The sequence below is a fragment of the Luteimonas mephitis DSM 12574 genome, from assembly GCF_000422305.1.
Lineage (GTDB): Bacteria > Pseudomonadota > Gammaproteobacteria > Xanthomonadales > Xanthomonadaceae > Luteimonas > Luteimonas mephitis.
Genome location: NZ_KE383817.1, coordinates 285,305 through 304,649 on the forward strand (window position 1 = coordinate 285,305; position 19,345 = coordinate 304,649).

Annotated in this window: 14 protein-coding genes; 9 read left to right on the forward strand and 5 right to left on the reverse strand. The window is 67.8% G+C overall.

Translation table 11 applies throughout. From position 1 onward, the window contains the following. The first annotated feature begins 23 nt into the window (after positions 1–23). On the forward strand, positions 24–923 hold the full coding sequence (locus H570_RS0115025) for an ABC transporter ATP-binding protein (RefSeq protein WP_027081452.1): 900 nt from the start codon (positions 24–26) through the stop codon (positions 921–923). 3 nt (positions 924–926) lie between these two features. Then, the gene (locus H570_RS0115030; protein ID WP_027081453.1) at positions 927–4,505 is read left to right on the forward strand and encodes a M1 family aminopeptidase; all 3,579 of its coding nucleotides are present in this window, start codon (positions 927–929) and stop codon (positions 4,503–4,505) included. Positions 4,506–4,634: 129 nt separating this feature from the next. Here H570_RS0115030 and H570_RS17850 read toward each other — a convergent pair whose 3' ends face one another. Beyond that, entirely contained in the window at positions 4,635–5,969 is a 1,335-nt protein-coding gene (locus H570_RS17850) for a DEAD/DEAH box helicase (RefSeq protein ID WP_036136470.1), read from the reverse strand. Positions 5,970–6,403: 434 nt separating this feature from the next. Here H570_RS17850 and H570_RS19530 point away from each other — a divergent pair, with 434 nt between their 5' ends. From H570_RS19530 to H570_RS0115055, 4 genes are all read left to right on the forward strand, one after another. After that, positions 6,404–6,529 carry a hypothetical protein gene (locus H570_RS19530; RefSeq protein WP_281167577.1) on the forward strand — a complete coding sequence of 42 codons (126 nt, stop codon included), beginning with the start codon at positions 6,404–6,406 and terminating at the stop codon, positions 6,527–6,529. 20 nt (positions 6,530–6,549) lie between these two features. Continuing rightward, positions 6,550–8,640: a M13 family metallopeptidase gene (locus tag H570_RS0115045; RefSeq protein WP_027081455.1), complete on the forward strand. Its 2,091-nt coding sequence runs from the start codon at positions 6,550–6,552 to the stop codon at positions 8,638–8,640. A gap of 173 nt (positions 8,641–8,813) precedes the next feature. Further along, on the forward strand, positions 8,814–10,886 hold the full coding sequence (locus H570_RS0115050; RefSeq protein ID WP_027081456.1) for a M13 family metallopeptidase: 2,073 nt from the start codon (positions 8,814–8,816) through the stop codon (positions 10,884–10,886). 173 nt (positions 10,887–11,059) lie between these two features. Continuing rightward, a complete protein-coding gene (locus H570_RS0115055) occupies positions 11,060–13,090 on the forward strand; it encodes a M13 family metallopeptidase (RefSeq protein WP_027081457.1) in 2,031 nt (676 codons plus the stop codon). A gap of 480 nt (positions 13,091–13,570) precedes the next feature. On the opposite strand, the gene H570_RS0115060 is transcribed toward H570_RS0115055, so the two are convergent. Together H570_RS0115060 and H570_RS0115065 are read right to left on the reverse strand one after the other, a co-directional pair. Continuing rightward, positions 13,571–14,230 carry a rhomboid family intramembrane serine protease gene (locus H570_RS0115060; protein ID WP_027081458.1) on the reverse strand — a complete coding sequence of 220 codons (660 nt, stop codon included), beginning with the start codon at positions 14,228–14,230 and terminating at the stop codon, positions 13,571–13,573. A gap of 208 nt (positions 14,231–14,438) precedes the next feature. After that, positions 14,439–14,771 carry an MGMT family protein gene (locus tag H570_RS0115065; protein WP_051176470.1) on the reverse strand — a complete coding sequence of 111 codons (333 nt, stop codon included), beginning with the start codon at positions 14,769–14,771 and terminating at the stop codon, positions 14,439–14,441. 41 nt (positions 14,772–14,812) lie between these two features. Here H570_RS0115065 and H570_RS0115070 point away from each other — a divergent pair, with 41 nt between their 5' ends. Continuing rightward, a complete protein-coding gene (locus H570_RS0115070) occupies positions 14,813–15,223 on the forward strand; it encodes a hypothetical protein (protein WP_027081460.1) in 411 nt (136 codons plus the stop codon). 46 nt (positions 15,224–15,269) lie between these two features. Here H570_RS0115070 and H570_RS0115075 read toward each other — a convergent pair whose 3' ends face one another. Together H570_RS0115075 and H570_RS0115080 are read right to left on the reverse strand one after the other, a co-directional pair. After that, positions 15,270–16,391, reverse strand: coding sequence for an inorganic phosphate transporter (locus H570_RS0115075; RefSeq protein WP_027081461.1), 1,122 nt, complete (start codon positions 16,389–16,391; stop codon positions 15,270–15,272). Between the two features lie 13 nt (positions 16,392–16,404). Beyond that, positions 16,405–17,031, reverse strand: a complete 627-nt coding sequence (locus H570_RS0115080; RefSeq protein ID WP_027081462.1) for a DUF47 domain-containing protein — start codon at positions 17,029–17,031, stop codon at positions 16,405–16,407. 325 nt (positions 17,032–17,356) lie between these two features. On the opposite strand from H570_RS0115080, the gene H570_RS0115085 reads away from it, so the two are divergent. Both H570_RS0115085 and H570_RS0115090 read left to right on the forward strand, forming a co-directional pair. After that, on the forward strand, positions 17,357–18,682 hold the full coding sequence (locus H570_RS0115085; protein ID WP_027081463.1) for a hemolysin family protein: 1,326 nt from the start codon (positions 17,357–17,359) through the stop codon (positions 18,680–18,682). Continuing rightward, complete coding sequence (locus tag H570_RS0115090) at positions 18,669–19,325, forward strand: exopolysaccharide biosynthesis protein (protein WP_027081464.1); 657 nt, start codon at positions 18,669–18,671, stop codon at positions 19,323–19,325. Before H570_RS0115085 ends, H570_RS0115090 begins: the two co-directional genes overlap by 14 nt. Positions 19,326–19,345 lie beyond the last annotated feature (20 nt).

Genomic DNA, 19,345 nt, shown 5'->3' on the forward strand with positions numbered 1-19,345 from the left:
TGAACCCAGGGGAATCATCGGCCATGCTCAAGATCCGTGACCTTTCGAAGACCTATGCCAACGGCGTGCAGGCGCTCAAGGGCATCAGCCTCGACATTCCCACCGGCATGTTCGGCCTGCTCGGCCCCAATGGTGCCGGCAAGTCCACCCTGATGCGCACCATTGCCACGCTGCAGGACGCCGACAGCGGCAGCATCCACCTGGGTGACCTGGATGTGCTTGCCGACAAGACCGAGGCGCGGCGCCGGCTTGGCTACCTGCCGCAGGAATTCGGCCTGTATCCCAAGGTCTCGGCGATCGCGATGCTGGACCACTTCGCGATCCTCAAGGGCGTGGTCGACGCCCGCCAGCGCAAGGACCTGGTCAAGGCGCTGCTGCAGCAGGTCAACCTGTGGCCGGTGCGGCACCGCAAGCTCGGCACGTTCTCCGGCGGCATGCGCCAGCGCTTCGGCATCGCCCAGGCGCTGATCGGGCAGCCGCAGCTGATCATCGTCGACGAGCCCACCGCGGGCCTCGACCCGCAGGAGCGCAACCGTTTCCTCAACCTGCTGGCCGAGGTCGGCGAGCAGGTGGTGGTGATCCTCTCCACCCACATCGTCGAGGACGTCACCGACCTGTGCCCGCGCATGGCGATCATCGCCCAGGGCGAACTGCGCCTGACCGGCGAGCCGCGCGAGGCGATCGCCTCGCTCGACGGCCGGGTCTGGAAGAAGACCGTCGACAAGTCCGCGCTGGACGAACACCTCAAGGCGCACAGCGTGCTGTCGACGCGGCTGGTGGCCGGCCAGCCGGTGATCCATGTGCTCAGCGACGGCAACCCGGGCGCCGGCTTCGCCGCGGTGCCGCCAGACCTGGAAGACGTGTACTTCGGCGAGCTGCGCCGCGCCGCGGCCACCGATGCCGCCACCACGAAGGCGGCCTGAGCCATGTTGCGCCACCTGCTGGGTTTCGAGCTCGGCCAGCTGCTGAAGAACGGCGTGTTCTGGATCGTGGTCGCGGTCTACGCGCTGATGGGCTTCGGCACCATGGCCTCGGACAACGTGAGCATCGGCGGTGCCGTGGGCAACACCATGCGCAACGCGCCTGCCGTGGTCATCTCGATCCTCGGTTCGTTCAGCGTCATCAGCGTGCTGCTGGCGACCATCTTCGTCGCCGGCATCGCGATCCGCGACTTCGAACAGCGCACGGCGGAGCTGTTCTTCGCCACGCCGATGAAGAAGCGCGACTACCTGCTCGGCCGCTTCGGCGGCGGGCTGGCCGCGACCTTCGCCATCATGCTGGCGATGGCGATCGGCCTGTACGTCGGCAGCCTGATGCCCTGGCTGGACAGTTCGCGCCTGGGCCCGACACCGTGGCCCGCCTATGCCTGGGCATTCGGCGTGCTGGTGCTGCCCAACCTGCTGTTCGTGTCGGCGCTGCTGTTCCTGCTGGCCACGCTGACCCGGTCGATGCTCTACACCTACCTCGGCGTGATCGTGTTCTTCGTGCTGTGGTCGATGTCGGGCTCGCTCACCAGCGACCTCGACAGCCGCTGGATCGGTGCACTGATCGACCCGTCCGGCAGCGCCGCGGTCGCCGACCACATCCGCTACTGGTCCAGCGCCCAGCTCAACAGCGAGCTGCCGGAGCTGACCGGCCTGCTGCTGGCCAATCGAGCGCTGTGGATCGGCATCGCGATCGTGATGCTGCTCGCAGCGTTCGGCCTGTTCCGCGCCGACCGCGAGGGCATCGTGCTGCGCCGGCGCAGGGCGTCACCAGTTGCCGTGGAGGCCGAAGACGGCGTGCGCGGCACCCCGCCCGCGGTGGTCCTGCGCAGCGACTGGCGTGCGCAATGGCGGCAGTACCTGCACCTGTCGTGGTTCGACCTGCGCAACACCCTGCGCGGCGCACCGTTCATCGTGATGGTGGTGCTGGGGCTGCTGCTGACCTTTACCGTGATCAAGTTCAGCGGCCTGATCTACGGCACGCAGACCCTGCCGGTCACCGCGCAGATGCTCGACATGATCGGCGCCGGCATGAGCCTGTTCCTGATCATCATCGTGACCTTCTACGCCGGCGAAATGGTCTGGCGCGAGCGCAGCATGCGCGTGGCCGAGGCCACCGACGCCTACGCCGCGCCGGACTGGGTGCCGCTGGCGGCGAAGATGACCGCGCTGTCGGGCGTGGTCGCGGTGGTGCTCGTCGCCTGCGCGCTGTTCACCATCGGCTACCAGCTGGTCGACGGCTACACCAGCATCGAGCCGATGCTGTACGCCAAGGGCCTGGGGATACAGCTGGCTTCGTTCGTGCTGATGGCCGCGCTGGCAGTGTTCTTCCAGGTGGTCACCGGCAACATGTTCGTCGGCTACGTGCTGATGATCGCGTACCTGGTGCTGCGCGTCGTGGTGCGCATGTACGACTTCGACCACGTGCTCTACAACTACGGTGCCGCGACGCGGACGCCGTACTCGGACATGAACGGCTACGGCCACTTCATCGGCCCGTGGCTTTGGACACGTGCGTACTGGGGCGCCTTCGCCCTGCTGCTGCTGTGCGTGGCCACCGCAATGTGGCCGCGCGGCACCTCGCTGGCGTGGAAGGACCGCCTGAAAGTCGCCCGGCAGCGCCTGCGCAGCACGCCGCTGCGGGCAACGCTTGCCGTTGCGCTGCTGGCCTTCATCGGCACCGGTGGCTGGATCTACTACAACACCGACGTGCTCAACGAGTACGTGCCCGGGGACCTCGCCAAGCAGCGGCAGGCCGACTACGAGAAGGCCTACCGCAAGTACCGCGACCTGCCGCAGCCGCGCATCACCGACATCCGCGCCGACGTGGACATCTTCCCCGAGACCCGCAGCGTGACGATCAGCGGCCGCTACCGGATGAAGAACCTGACGTCGAAGCCGATCGACCAGCTGCACGTCACCATCGACCCGAAGGCCGAGGCCGTGCTCGATTTCCCCGCCCACGCGCTGGTCGAATCCGACCCGGTCTCCGGCTATCGCATCTACCGCCTCGACGCACCGCTTGCCCCGGGCGCGGAGATGGACTTCGGCTTCCGATACACCGACACGCCGCATGGCTTTCCGCTGGACGGCGGCGGTACGTCGGTGGTCTACAACGGCACGTTCTTCAACAACATGTCCGCGCTGCCGCAGTTCGGCTACATCGAGCAGATGCAGCTGCAGGACCGCAACGACCGCAAGAAATACGGCCTGCCCGAACTGCCGCGCATGCCGAAGATCGACGACCGGGCCGAGTGGAACAACAACTACATCTCCGGCAACGCCGACTGGGTGAACTTCGAGACCACGGTCTCGACGTCGTCCGGGCAGATCGCGCTGGCGCCGGGCTACCTGCAGCGCAAGTGGTCAAAGGATGGCCGCAACTACTTGCAGTACAAGTCCGAGGCGAAGCTGCTGCCGTTCTTCTCCTGGCTGTCGGCCGACTGGCGGGTGAAGCGGGATCGCTGGAACGACGTCGCGCTCGAGGTCTATTACGACGCCAGGCATCCGTACAACGTCGACCGCATGATCGAGTCGGCGAAGAAGTCACTCGACTATTACTCGAGGAACTTCTCGCCTTACCAGTTCCGCCAACTGCGATTCCTCGAGTTTCCGAACTATTCCCGGTTCGCACAGGCGTTCGCCGGCACGGTGCCGTTTTCCGAGTCGATCGGCTTCATCGCCGACCTGCGCGACAAGGAGAAGATCGACTACGTGTTCTACGTCACCGCGCACGAGACCGCGCACCAGTGGTGGGCGCACCAGGTGGTAGGGGCGAACGTGCAGGGCGCCACGATGCTGTCCGAATCGCTGGCGCAGTACTCGGCGCTGATGGTGATGGAACACGAGTACGGCGCGGGCAAGATGCGCAAGTTCCTCAGGCACGAGCTCGACTCCTACCTGACGAGCCGCGCCACCGAGCGGGTGCAGGAGCTGCCGCTGGCGCTCAACGAGAACCAGCAGTACATCCACTACAACAAGGGCTCGGTGGTGTTCTACGCGCTCAAGGACGCGATCGGCGAAGACACGCTCAACCGCATCCTGGCCGGCTTCCTGGACAAGTGGGCGTTCAAGGGCCCGCCCTACCCGACCACGCGCGACTTCCTGTCCGACCTGTACGCGGGCACGGATCCGAAGTTCCATCCGCTGATCCGCGACATGTTCGAGCGCATCGTGTTCTTCGACAACCGCGCCGTGGAGGCGACCGCGAGGAAACGCGCCGACGGCAAGTACGCGCTGACGCTGAAGGTGCACTCGGCCAAGCTGGCCGCTGCCGGCAAGGGCAAGGAAGCCGAGGAACCGATGGACGAGATCGTCGACATCGGCGTGTTCTCGCGGCCGGCCGGCGGCGACGAGGACGACGAAAAGGTGCTTTACCTCAAGAAGCATCACATCACCGGCACCGACAACACCATCGAACTGGTGCTCGATGCCGAGCCGTACGAAGCCGGCATCGACCCGTACAACAAGCTGGTCGATCGCAGCTCGGGCGACAACCGCAAGCGGGTGACGGTGCAGTAGCCCGAGTGGTCGTAGGAGCGGCCCATGGCCGCGAGCTTTTTGTTTTTCCGGCAAAGCTCGCGGCCATGGGCCGCTCCTACAGGAAAGGGCCGGCAATGCCGGCCCTTTCTGTTTCCGCGATCGTGGGCTTTATCCGGCGCGCGTATCGCGACGTCCCGCGTACGCACCCTGCCCGCTCTTGCGCTTCGGGCCGGCATGGCCCGGCGCGCCGCCGCGCGGGCCGGGCTTGCCGTGCGCGCGGTGCGCGGGCTTGCCCGGCGGCCGCTGGCCACCCTGGCGCTGGCCGCCACCGCCGTTCTTCGGGATCGGCGCATCGAGGCGGATCGGCTTGCTCGGCGCATAGCCTTCGACCGTGTCCATCACGATCTCGGCCTTGAGCATGCGTTGGATCTGCCGCAACAGCCCGCCTTCTTCCGGCGAGACCAGCGACAGCGCCTCGCCCGTGGCGCCGTTGCGGCCGGTGCGGCCGATGCGGTGCACGTAGTCCTCGGCCACCATCGGCAGGTCGTGGTTGATCACCAGCGGCAGGTCGGGGATGTCGAGGCCGCGCGCGGCCACGTCGGTGGCCACCAGCACGCGCGCCTTGCCGGCCTTGAACAGGTTCAGCGCCTTCTGCCGCTGTGCCTGGCTCTTGTTGCCGTGGATCGCGACGGCGCGCAGGCCGGCGGTTTCCAGCTGTTCGGCCAGGCGGTTGCAGCCGTGCTTGGTCTTGCCGAACACCAGCACCTGGTCGGTGTGGCGGCGGGTCAGGATGTCGATCAGCAGGTCGCGCTTGCGCGAGCCGTCGACCGGATGCGCGCGATGGGTGATGGTCTCGACGATGGTGTTGTTCGCCGCCACCTGCACCTGCTGCGGGTTGTGCATGAACTCCATCGCCAGCGCCTTGATCCTGGCTTCGAAGGTGGCCGAGAACAGCAGCGTCTGGCGCTCCTTCGGCACCCGGCCGACGATGCGCTTGATCGCCGGCAGGAAGCCCATGTCGAGCATGCGGTCGGCTTCGTCGAGCACCAGCACCTCGATCGCGTCGAGCTTGGCGCTGCCGCGCTCCATGTGGTCGATCAGGCGACCGGGGGTGGCGACGAGGATGTCGACGCCGCGGCGCAGGTTGTCGACCTGCGGACCCATGCCGGCACCACCGAAGATGGTGGTGACGTTCAGGCGCAGGTGGCGGCCGTAGGTCTTGATGCTGTCGGCGACCTGCACGGCCAGTTCGCGCGTGGGCACCAGCACCAGCGCGCGCGGCTTGCGCGCACCGTTGGGCGGCGTGAGCTTGGACAGTTTCTGCAACAGCGGCAGGCCGAACGCGGCAGTCTTGCCGGTGCCGGTCTGGGCGCCGCCCAACAGGTCGTGGCCGGCGAGCGCCAGCGGGATCGCTTCGAGCTGGATCGGGGTCGGCGTGGTGTAGCCGTTCTCGGACAGCGCGCGCAGCAGTGCGGGCGAAAGCCCGAGTGTTTCGAACGTCATTGGTGTGTTGCTCCTGGAAATCGACGCCCGCCGGCAACGAGTCCGCGCATCGCGCGCGGGCTCCCGGTCAGGAGGTCGATGGTTTGCCCGGAGCTATCCGTAAGCCGCGCTGCGGGCAAGGGTTTGACGGTTGCCGGATGTTCCGGACCGTGTCTGCGCGACGAAGGACGTGCGGGATAAGACCGCGGGGAGCCGAAGTTTCGGCCGTCGCGGAGGCGTACCAGGATCGTATCTGTCCGGAGAGAATCCAGTCCGGGACAGGGGCAGCCGTGTTGCAGGACCGGGCAAGTCTACGTGAATGCGGACGCCGGCGCATCGGTGCCGCGGGCATGGCGTTCAGGTTCATGCCGCACACGCCGGCTGCCCGCGCGGGCCACGCGCTCCGGCCGGCCTCTCCCACGAGACGCTGTTGGCCTGCCGCATACGACGCCGCCATGACCTTCGACACCCTCATCGCCCGCGATGACGCGGGTATCGTGCTGCAGTGCCCGGAAACCGCCCGGCGGGCCGGCATGTTCCTATTCCATCCAACGCCCGATCCGGGCCGGAGATCCAAGTGACCCTGAACAAACCGCAAGTCCTGCTTCTTTCGCTGGCCGTGTCCCTGGCGCTGGCTGCATGCAACGGCGACAAGACCACCAGCACCGCCGTCGACGCCGCCGCCCCGAGCCCCGCCGCCCCGACCGCCAAGGCACTGACGCTGGACGAGAGCAAGCTGCCGCCGGTCAACCGCTTCGAGAAGGCCGACATCGACGACAGCAAGAACGCCTGCGTCGACCTCAATGCCTACGCCAACGGCAAGTGGCTGGCCGCCAATCCCGTGCCTGGCGACCGCACCAGCTGGGGCGCGTTCGAGATGCTCGATGAGCGCTCGGTCGGCGTGCAGCACCAGCTCGCCGAACAGGCGGCCGCGGACGCGAACGCCACCGGCGTGGAAAAGATCGTCGGCGACTTCTGGTCCACCGGCATGGACGAGGCGAAGATCAACGCGCAGGGCATCGCGCCGATCCAGGACCGCCTGGACGCGATCGCCAAGCTGGCGGACAAGGACCAGATCGCCGATTACCTGCGCACCAGCGCCGCCAGGGGCGAGAACTTCCTGTTCGGTTTCGGCGCCGAGGCCGACTTCAAGGATTCGTCCATGAACATGGCCTACGCCATGCAGGGCGGCCTGGGCCTGCCGGACAAGGGCTACTACTTCGACAAGGACAAGAAGGACAAGCTCGACGCCTACGAACAGCACGTCGCCAAGACCCTGGAATTGTCCGGCGTGCCGGCCGCCGACGCCGCCGAGCAGGCCAAGTCGGTGATCGCATTCGAGACCCGCCTGGCCAAGGCGTCGAAGTCGAGCGAGGAAATGTCGCGCGACGTGTCGCTTTACTACAACCCGGTCACGCTGGCCGAGGCCGACAAGCTGACCCCGAACTTCCCGTGGACGAGATTCTTCGAATCGCAGGGCGTCGCGGCCCCGGAGAAGTTCTCGCTGGCGATTCCCGCGTTCCATGAAGAAGTCAGCAAGGCGATTGCCGACACCGCGCCGGCCACCTGGCAGGCCTACCTGCGCTTCCACACCGTCGACGGCGCCGCGCCCTACCTGAGCGACGCATTCGTGCAGGAGAACTACAACTTCTACGGCAAGGCGCTGCGCGGCCAGCAGGAGATCAAGCCGCGCTGGAAGCGCGTGCTGTCCACCATCGAGAGCGACGCCGGCGAGGCGTTCGGCCAGATGTACGTCAAGGTCGCGTTCTCGCCCGACTCCAAGGCGAAGATGGAGAAGCTGGTCGACAACCTGCGCGCCGCCCTCAAGACCCGCATCGAGAACCTCGAGTGGATGAGCGACGAGACCAAGAAGAAGGCCATCGCCAAGTGGGAAACCTTCACGCCCAAGATCGGCTACCCCGACAAGTGGCGCGACTGGAGCGGCCTGTCCACCAACCGCGACAGCTACATCGGCAACGTGCTGGCGGCGACCGAGTTCAACTACAAGTGGAACCTGTCGAAGATCGGCAAGCCGGTCGACAAGACCGAGTGGGGCATGACGCCGCAGACCGTCAACGCCTACTACAACCCGCTGCAGAACGAGATCGTGTTCCCGGCGGCCATCCTGCAGCCGCCGTTCTTCGATCCCAACGCCGACGACGCGACCAACTACGGTGGCATCGGCGCGGTGATCGGCCACGAGATGACCCACGGCTATGACGACCAGGGCGCACGCTTCGGGCCCACCGGCAACTTCGAGCAGTGGTGGACCGACGCCGACGGCAAGGCCTTCGCCGCGCGCACAGGCAAGCTGGTCGACCAGTTCAACGGTTACACCACCGCCGACGGCGGCAAGGTCAACGGCAACCTGACCCTGGGCGAGAACATCGCCGACCTCGGCGGCCTGGCCACCGCCTACGACGCGATGAAGAAGGCGGTCGGCGACACGCCCGACCCGATGACCGACGGCCTGAGCCGCGACCAGCGCTTCTTCCTCAACTGGGCCACGGTGTGGCGCCGCAACTTCACGCCCGACGAGCTGAAGGTGCGCCTGACCACCGACCCGCATGCACCGGCCAACTTCCGCGCGATCGGCACGCCGTCCAACATGCCGGCGTTCGCCGCGGCGTTCCAGTGCAAGGCCGGCGACCCGATGGTGCGCGCGGACGACAAGAAAGTCGTGATCTGGTGATGCCATCCGCGCGCGGTTGAATCCGACCGCGCACGGTTGCAACTGCTGCACGAACGGCCGTCGGGGCTCGCCGCGACGGCCGTTCCTGTTTCCGGCTCCTGCTTTCGACCGCCGCCGCTGCCCCACCCCGCCGTCCTTCGCTTTCCATGTTCGCGAACCGCAAGGAAAACACCATGCACGCATCCACGCTCAAGCCCCTCGTCCTGGCCACCGCGTTCGCGCTGGCCGCAGCGCACTCGCCGCTGCATGCCGCGCAACCTGCAGCGGGCGCGCCTGCGGAACCTGCGCCGGTGTTCGATGTGGGTGAACTCGACCCTTCCATTTCCGCTTGCCAGGATTTCAACGCCTACGCCAACGGCAAGTGGATCGCCGCCAATCCGATCCCCGCCGACCGCACACGCTGGGGCGCGTTCGACCAGCTGCGCGAGCAGAGCCTGGAAGCGCAGCACCGGATCGTCGACGCCGCCGACGCGGGCGCCGACAAGGCCGCCGCCGGTTCGATCGGGCAGAAGATCGGCTGGCTGTACCGTTCGGGCATGGACGAGGCCGCGATCGACAAGGCCGGCTTCGATCCGATCAAGCCGGACCTCGCGGCGATCGCGAAGCTCGACGGCAAGGCAGACATCGTCGCCTGGCTGGGCCAGGCATTTGCAGCGGGCGAAGGCCAGGGTTTCCGCTTCCGCTCCGGCGCCGATTTCAGGGACGCATCGCAACAGATCGCCTTCGCCGGACAGGGCGGCCTCGGCCTGCCGACGCCGGACTACTACACCAAGGACGAACACAAGGGCCTCCGCGCCGCCTACGTGGCACACATCGCCAAAGTGTTCGAGCTGACCGGCGTGCCGGCAGCCGATGCAGCGAAGAAGGCCGACGGCATCCTCGCCTTCGAGACCCGGCTGGCCGAGGCCTCGCTGTCACGCGTGGAACTGCGCGACCCGAAGAACCAGTACCACTTCATGACCATCGACGAGGCCAACCGGGTCACGCCGCACTTCGACTGGGCCGCCTTCTTCAAGGCCGTCGACGTACCGGTGGGCGACGGCTTCTCGCTGTCGCAGCCGAAGTTCTTCGCGCAGTTCGACGCCATGCTGGCCGACGTGCCGGCGGCGCAGTGGCGCGACTACCTGGCCTTCCACACCATCGACGACGCCTCCGAATACCTGTCAAAACCGTTCCAGGACGAGAACTTCGCCTTCTACGGCCAGACCCTCAACGGCCAGCCCGAGCAGCGGACGCGCTGGAAGCGGGTGCTCGAGGCGGTCAACGGCGCCATGGGCCAGGCGCTCGGCCAGCTGTATGTGAAGGACTATTTCCCACCCGAGGCCAAGGCGCGTGCCCAGCAGCTGGTGGACAACGTGCGCAACGCGCTCAAGGCGCGCATCGAAGGCCTGGCGTGGATGAGCGACGAGACCAAGGCGAAGGCACTGGAGAAGTGGAGCACCTTCCTGCCCAAGATCGGCTATCCGGACAAGTGGCGCAGCTGGGACGGCCTCACGATCGTGCCCGGCGACTACTTCGCCAACGTGCGCGCGGCCAACGCGTTCAACCAGCGCTACGACCTCGACAAGATCGGCACCCCCACCGACCGCTACGAATGGGGCATGACCCCACAGACGGTGAACGCGTACTACAGCTCCGGCACCAACACGATCAACTTCCCGGCCGCGATCCTGCAGCCCCCGTTCTTCTACGCCAGCGGTGACGACGCGATCAACTACGGCGGCATCGGCGCGGTGATCGGCCACGAGGCCGGGCACGGGTTCGACGACAAGGGCAGCCAGTTCGACGGTGCCGGCAACAATGTCAACTGGTGGACGAAGGCGGACCGGGACCGCTTCGACGAACGCACCGCGAAACTCGCCGCGCAGTTCGACGCCTACGTGCCGCTGGCCAGCCACCCCGGCAACCACGTCAACGGCAGGCTGACGATGGGCGAGAACATCGGCGACCTCGGCGGCCTCAACTTCGCCTACGACGCGCTGCAGGCGGCCGACGGCGACAAGCCCGACCCGATGATCGACGGCCTGAGCCGCGACCAGCGCTTCTTCCTCAGCTGGGCGCGCGTGTGGCGCGGCAACATCCGCGACAAGGCGCAGCTGGTGCTGCTCAACACCGATCCGCACGCACCGGCGAAGTTCCGCGCGATCGGCGCGCCGTCGAACATGCCGGCGTTCGCGAATGCGTTCCAGTGCAGGGCCGGCGATCCGATGGTGCGACCGGACGAGCAGCGGGTGCAGATCTGGTAATCACGGAACTGCCGGGCTGGAGGGCCGGGCCGGTGGAACCACAGGCCCGGTTCCAGAGGATGTCCAGCGGGGGTGTCCATCCCGCCGCAGATCCAGCGGTCCCGTGATGCCGGTTCAGAGAGTCGCCGGCGCGGCTTGATAAACTCGCGCGGACTTTTCGCCTGGACTCCGCAATGCCCAACGCACGCTCCATTTTCCCCAGGCCTTCGGCCCTGGCCCTCGCCCTGGTCCTGGTCAGCGGGCTGTCCGTGCACGACGCCGACGCCGCCAGGAAGAAGCGCGCATCGAAGCCCGCCGCCCCGGCCGTTACCGCCTGCACGGATTTCTACAGTTTCAGCAACAAGGACTGGCTGGCAGCCAACCTGCTGGTTGGCGGTTCGGGCTCGGTGTCCGCGCTCGGCCAGTTGCGCGACCGCGCGCAGCAGCAGCAGCGCGACCTGCTCGCCGCGGCGATGCAGTCGCCGCAGAACAACGTGCAGAAGCTGCTCGGCGACTTCTGGGCCAGCGGCCTGGACGTGGCAGCCGTGGAAGCCGATGGCGCGCAGCCGATCGCCCCGCTGCTTTCGCGCATCGACGGCATCCGCCGCAGCAAGGACATCCCGCCAGCGATCGCCGCGCTGCACCAGGTCGGCATCCCGGTGCTGTTCCAGTTCACGCCCGACCTGGACCTGACCGACCTTTCGCGCCATATCGGCTACTTCACCCAGGGCGGCCTCGGCCTGACCGATCCGGCCTATTACACGCGCACCGATGCCGACACCCAGGCGCTGCTCGGCCGCTACAAGGACTATGTGCAGAAGATTCTGGTGCTGACCGGCACGCCGGCCGACAAGGCCGCGGCGCAGGCGCAGCAGGTGATCGACATCGAGACCCGCATCGCCAAGGCGTCCAAGCCGATGACGCTGATGCGCGACCCTCGCACCAACTACGCGCAGGTGCAGTCCGCGACGCTCGGCAAATCGTACAGGCACCTGCAGCTGGGCGACTTCCTCACCGCGCAGGGCGTGAAGGACGACGTGGTATCGCTTGCCAACCCCGCGCTGTTCGCCGAGCTCGACGCCATGGTCGACAAGATCAAGCCCGACCAGTGGAAAGCCTACCTGCGCTTCCAGGTCGGCAATGCGATGGCGCCCTACCTGTCGAAAAGCTTCCGCGACGCCGACTTCGAGTTCCGCGGCCGCGTGCTGCGCGGCGAGACCACCCCGCCGCCGCACGACCAGCTGGTGCTCGACGCGATCAACCTCGCCGCCGGGCCGATGCTCGCGCGCGAGTACGTCGCCAGCCACCTGCCGGCAGCAACCGCCTCGCGCGCCGAGGCGATCGCCGGCGAGGTCCGCGATGCGCTGGCACGCGCGGTCGACCGCAACACCTGGATGAGCGAGCCGGCCAAGGCCGAAGCCAAGGCCAAGCTGGCCAAGCTGAAGATCGAGATCGGCGCGCCGAAGCGCGACCTCGACTACAGCGTGCAGCCGATGGGCCGCGGCAGCTTCGGCGGCAACATGCTGATCGCCTCCACCTGGCGCCACCGCGAGGAAATGAAACGCATCGGCAGCGCCAATGCGGGTCGCCGCTGGGACGTGCTGGCGCAGCAGCCGGCGCTGGCGTACGACATGGCCCAGAACCGACTGATCGTCAGCGCGGCGGTGCTGCAGCCGCCGGTGCTGGACATGACCATGAACGCCGCCAGCCATTACGGCAGCTTCGGCGCGCTGGTCGGACACGAGCTGGGCCGCAGCGTCGACGCCAAGGGCAAGTACATCGACGCTGCCGGCGAGCTGAAGACCTGGTGGACGCCTGCCGACGACACCGCCTGGAGCCTGCGCACCGCGCCGCTGGTGGCGCAATACTCGGCCTATCCGTACCCCGGGCTGCGCGAGGTCAAGGTCAACGGCAACCAGACGCTGGAGGAGAACGCCGCGGACCTGGTCGGGGTCGAACTCGCCTGGGATGCGCTGGCGACTTCGCAGCCCGGACTGCCGAAGGAGTCGAAGCAGGCCTTCTTCGAAGGCTGGGCACAGCTGTGGCCGCAGCAGATGTCGAGCGACGAAGCGACCCGCCGCGCCGCCGTCGAGGTGCACGCGCCCGGCCAGTGGCGGACCAACGGGCCGCTGGTCAATTTGCCCGCCTTCGGCGAGGCCTACGGCTGCAAGGCCGGCACGGCGATGCAGGCCAAGCCGGAGCAGCAGGTGTCGATCTGGCGGTGACGTCCGTGCGCCAGCCGCGATGACGAAACAGGCGCGTGATCCCGCGCCTGTTTTGTTTCATGCCTGATGACGGCGATCGCGTAATTCAGAATGAAGTGTTGCGCGATCCGAGAAACTCGCGCCGTGAAGATCAACGGCGTTTCGCGCCGTGACGGCGCGAGCCACCTTTCTTTGCTTGTGCAAAGAAACCTGGCGCAAAGAAAGCACACCCCGCCTGCGCGCCCGGTGCTGCGCACCGGGTTCGCGGAGCCGGCGGGAATTTTCGGAAGGGGCATCCTGCCCCTGCCGAAAACGCCGCACATCCATGTGCGGCGCCCTGCGGGTTTTACCCGCCGTCCCCGCCGCTACGGAGGGGCCCCGAAAATCAAAAGCCGAAGCAAAGTCAAAGGCGGGGAATCCGTGGGCAACGATTCAGCCCGCAGGCCTGCGGCATCGGCACGACACGACCACTGCCGGTCCCTGCCCGTGGCCTCCTGGTCGCTAGAACCGCCGCACCCGCGCGCCGCTGCGGCTGAAGGGCGGCTTGCCGCGCCAGTAGTTGATCAGCAGCCAGCCGAACAGCATCCCGCCCAGGTGCGCGAAGTGGGCCACGCCCGGCTGCAGGCCGGTGAAGCCTAGCAGCAACTCGATCGCACCGTAGATGATCACCAGCGTGCGCGCCTTCATCGGAATCGGCGGGATCAGCAGCATCACCCGCTGGTTCGGGAACAGCATGCCGTACGCCAGCAGGAGGCCGAAAACGCCGCCGGACGCGCCCAGCGTCGGCCCCACCGGTGCGCCCTGCGACGCCATCCAGGTGGTGACCACCAGCTGGCACAGCCCCGCGCCCGCGACGCAGACCAGGTAGTAGGCCAGGAAGCGGCGGTTGCCCCAGGTGTATTCAAGCGGCGCGCCGAACATCAGCAGCGCCAGCATGTTGAACAGCAGGTGGGCGAAGTTGGTGGGATCGTGCAGGAAGCCGTAGGTCAGCAGCTGCCACGGCATGAAGCCGATGCCCGGCGAGAGCGCGTCGCCGCCGGCCTGCAGCGGCCAGAGCATGAAGATCGACAGCGCCGGCGCCCCGACGACCATCTCGAGCAGGAACACCAGGCCGTTGGCGATCAGCAGGGCCTTGGTGACGGGAGGAAGGTTGGTGAACATCGGGATCCTTGTGCGTGCGGCACATGATAACGGGGCGGCGACACCCATTGCCCCGCGCGCGGAAACAACGAGGCCTGGCGGTCGCGACGGCCGTCATGGACCGGCAATTCCGGCGCGAACCGCTACAGGTTGGGGTCGATGCCGGGGGATCAAGTGCCGGGGGAGCCGGCACGCGGCGCTGCCCGCGCCGGCCCCGTGGCGGGGCGGTTCATCCCGGTCCCCAGAGCATCGCGTCGAGGCTGGTGTCCGCGGCCTGCATGCGCACGCGGCCGCGCTCGACCACGACGCCCTCGGCCCGCAGCCGCTGCGACTGCTCGCGCCAGCCGCGCGAACCCTCCGGGAAGGCGATGCGCCCGTCGCTGCGCAGGATGCGGTGCCAGGGCAGGTCCGGGTCTTCGTTGCTTCCCAGGATCCGCGCCACCAGCCGCGCGCGGCCCGGCAGCCCGGCGCGGCGGGCGATATGGCCGTAGCCGGCCACCTGCCCGCGCGGCACGGCGCGGATCGCGGCGAGGATGCGCTCTTCGGCGGACGCTTCAGCCATTGGGCTAGCATAGCGGCCATACGCGACCGGGACACACGACCATGCAGAACTTCGAGCAGATCCGCCGCCACGTCAACGCGGGTGCCTACCGCGTCACCATGCAGGAACCGTACGTGATGTGCGTTGAGCTGTCGCTCGACGGCGGCCGCCGCCACCAGGCCATCTTCCTGTCCGAACTGCACGACGACGACGGCCGCAACTACCTGCGCGTGAACTCGGTGATCGCGCCGACCACCGGCATCGACTGCCGCCGGGCGCTGGTGTTCAACTGGCAGAGCCGGATCGGCTACCTGGCCATCGACGAACTCGACGGCGTGCCTTACCTGCAGCTGTGCGAAAACCGCCCCTACGAAGCGCTGACCGCCTCCGAGATCGATCGCTTGCTGCTGGAAATCGGTGGCATGGGCGACAGCCTCGAGCGCGCGCTGTCGGCCGAGGGCGACCTGCTGTAGATCAGGGAGTGCCGCGGACCGGGGCGATGCCCCGGCATGCAACGGGTCAGGCCCAGCCGAGCTTCTCGAACAGCCAGAACATCCCGTAGGCGATGCCGCCCGCGGCCGGGATTGTGAGGATCCAGGCCCACACGATGCGTTCGATCAGGCCGATCCGCAGCGCGCGCGGGTTCTTGGCGAAACCCACGCCCATGATCGCGGTCGAGATGCTGTGCGTCGTCGACACCGGCATGCCGAAATGCGCGGCCATGGTCAGGATGGTCGCCGAACCGGTTTCCGCGGCAAACCCATGGATCGGGTGCAGCTTCACCATCTTGTGCCCCAGCGTCTTGATGATCCTCCAGCCGCCCGAGGCGGTGCCGGCAGCCATCACGATGGCGCAGGTGAACACGATCCACGTCGCGATGCCCTCGCCGCTGGTTTCGCCGGGATGCAGGAACTGCGCCCACGCCGGCAGGTTGTCCAGCGCACCGGTCGCCTCGGCGCCGAACAGGGTCAGGGCGATGATGCCCATGGTCTTCTGCGCGTCGTTGTGGCCGTGCGCGTAGCCCATGTAGGCCGCCGAAAGCAGTTGCGCCTTGCCGAAGAAGGCGTTGACCCAGCGCGGCCGCGCCAGCCGCCCCAGCAATCCGCCGGCACGCGCCATGGCGCTGATGATCGCCCACAGCAGCAGCATCACCAGGATGCCGAGCACGAAGCCGGCCATCGGCGAGGTGATCATCGGCAGCAGTACCTTCCACAGCAGGCCCTTGTTCTGCGCCCAGTTGCCCACCGGCTCGGACCAGATCAACGCAGCCCAGTCGTTGTGGGCGGCGGCCAGCGCCGCGCCGCACAGGCCGCCGATCAGCGCGTGCGAGGACGACGAGGGCAGCCCTTTCCACCAGGTGATCAGGTTCCAGATGATGCCGCCGCCCAGCGCGCACAGGATCACCTGCGAGCTGACCACCACCACGTCGGTGTCGATCAGGCCGGATGCGATGGTCATGGCCACCGCGGTGCCGGTCAGTGCGCCGATCAGGTTCATCACCGCCGCCATCATCACTGCCTGCCCGGGGGTCAGCACCTTGGTGGCGACCACGGTGGCGATGGAGTTGGCGGTGTCGTGGAAGCCGTTGATGAACTCGAACACGAGCGCGGCGAAGATCACCACCAGGACGAGGGTCAGCATGACGGGTCCCGTATCAGCTGTTCTTGAGCACGATCTGGTAGGCCACCACGCCGGCTTCACGGCAGCGGTCGATGGCCTTTTCCAGGATCTCGAAGAACTCCTTGAGCAGGAACATCTGCAGGTGGTCGAGCTTGCCGGAGTAGATGTCGCGGTACAGCTCCAGCATCAGCCGGTCGGCCTCGTTCTCCAGCGCGCGCAGCTTCTCGTTGAGCGCGCTCATGTGGTCCAGGTCCATGCGCTTGAGCTCGTGGACCATCTCCGCCACCACCGCCGCGGCCTGCTCCAGCATCGCCGCGCGCGGCGCGAAATCGATGTGCCCCAGGTGCTGCAGGGCCAGCGAATAGCGGTCGGCGAACTTCTCGATCTGCTTGGGGATCTTGTACAGCGCCGAGCCGAGCGCCTCGATGTCCTCGCGCTCGATCGGCGTCATGAAGCTGTCGACCAGCGCCTGGCTGATCTTGTCCGAGGCGCTGCGCTCGCGCACGCGGGCCAGCTTGAAGGCGTCCAGGGCCGGCTGCCGGTCGGCCTCCTTCATCATCGCGTGGAGCGCCTTGGCGGCGTCGTAGGCCGCTTCCGCCGACTCGTCGAGCAGGTCGTAGAACTGCTTGCCGGAGCCGAAGATCGTCTGCAGTGAGAACATCGTGGAATCCCGTCGCGGGCTTGCGATCGAAGCGAAGGCGCGATTATGACCGGAAAACGGCGGTATCCGAAGCCGCGCACCGCCCGGAGCCGCGCGCCGGCCCCGGGAATGATCCATGCATACGCACGCCGCCGTCCTGCACGCGGCGGCCGGACGTGAATCGCGGCGCGCACCACGCCTCGCGGCCCGCTGACGGCGCCCTGCTATCATGCCGCGGCGCCCCGGGCGCCCCTATGGACGAACCACCGCCTCCCCCGCGCATTCCAACCCCTGGCACCGGCCACCCGGCCGCCGCCTGCCGCCGTGCGCGCGACGGGGTGCGATCGTGATCGAACTGCTGGTCGTCGCCGCGCTGATCGTCCTCAACGCCTTCTTCGCACTGTCGGAAATGGCGCTGATGACCTCGCGCAAGATCCGCCTGAAGCAGATGGGCGAGGCGCCGGGCAACCTGGGCCGCGGCGCGCGCAAGGCGCTCGCCCTGGCCGAACAGCCCGACAACCTGCTGTCGACCGTGCAGGTCGGCATCACCCTCATCGCGATCCTCACCGGCGTGCTGGGCGGCGACTCGATCGGCGCGAAGATCGCCGCCTGGGCCGCACATGCGCTGCCGGGGCTGGGAGAGTACGCGCACACCATCGGCATCGCGGTGGCGGTGGGCCTGATCACGTCCGCATCGGTGGTGTTCGGCGAACTGATCCCGAAGCGGCTGGCGCTGACCAATGCCGAAGGCATCGCCAGCGTGGTCGCGATCCCGCTGGACATGCTGGCGACCGCCGCCAAGCCGGTCGTGTTCGCGCTGGGCGCCATCAACCGCCTGGTGCTGCGCCTGCTCGGCATCCGCGACGACGCGCGCAACGCGATCACCGAGGAGGAGATCCGCCTGCTGGTCAGCGAAGGCCACGAGCAGGGCGTGATCGATGCCGACGAACGCAACATGATGAACCGGGTGATGCGCCTGGGCGACCGTGATGCCGAGAGCCTGATGACCCCGCGCACCCGCATCGCCTGGCTCGACGCCTCGGAAAGCTACGAGGAGAACCTCGCGGTGATGCGCGAGACCCCGTTCTCGCGCTATCCCGTCTGCCGCGACAGTGACGAGGAGGTGCTGGGCGTGCTCGAGGTCAAGTCGCTGCTCGACCGCCTCGACCAGCGCGAGCAGGACCTGTTCCGCGACCTGCGCGAGGCGCTGTTCGTGTCCGAGTCGACGCCGGCACTCAAGCTGCTGGAGATCCTGCGCGAGGACAAGCAGTCGCTGGCGATGGTGGTCGACGAATACGGCGACATCACCGGCCTGGTGACGATCAACGACGTGGTCGAAGCGGTCATCGGCCGCACGCAGGGCAACGGTGGCGTCGACGCCGCGCCGCTGGTGGTGGCCCGCGACGACGGCTCGCTGCTGGTCGACGGCGGCCTGACGGTCGACAACCTGCGCGAGATCCTCGGCAGCGGCCCGTTGCCGCTGGAGCAGGAGTACGACTACCACACTGCCGCCGGCATGGTGATTGCGCAGTTCGGCCGCATCCCCAACGTCGGCGAGCATTTCGACTGGCGCGGCTGGCGGATCGAGATCGTCGACCTCGACGGCCCGCGCGTCGACAAGCTCCTGCTGCAGCGCCTCGCCACGGGCGGCGGGCACGATGCACAGGACTGACGCGCCCGGCGACGACGACGGACGCCACCATGCGCCGCGCCCGCCCGGCACCCGCGTGCTGCTGGCCGCACTGGCATCCGGAGATCCCGAGGAAACGATCCGCTTCAGCGACGTGTTCGCCGGGCTCGGCGAGCGCGCGTTCGGGATGTTGCTGTTCGTGTCCACGCTGCCGGCCTTCATCCCGATCCCGGGCATGGGCGGCGCGATCAGCGGACCGCTGGCGATCCTGATCGGTCTGCAGCTGCTGGCCGGCCGGCGCACGCCGTGGCTGCCGCGATTCATCGCCCGCCGCGGTCCGCGCCGGCATGCGATGGCGCGCTTCGAGCAGCGGCTGTCGCCGTGGCTCGGGCGGCTGGAACGCCTGGTCAAGCCGCGGCTCGCATTCCTCCTCGACCACCGCGTCGCCGGCATGTTCAGCGGCTTGCTGCTGGTGCTGCTCGGCCTGCTGCTGGCACTGCCGATTCCGTTCACCAACTACATCTTCGGCGGCCTGCTGCTGCTGTTCGCGCTGGCGCTGCTCGAACGCGACGGCGCGCTGATGTGCGTGGCCTGGGGGCTGGGCACGGTGGCGGTGGCGGTGTTCGGCGTGCTCAGCGGCACGTTGGCCGCAGCGGCTGCGCAGTGGCTCGAACGCCTGGCCTGACGCCCTCGTCGCGGGCCAGC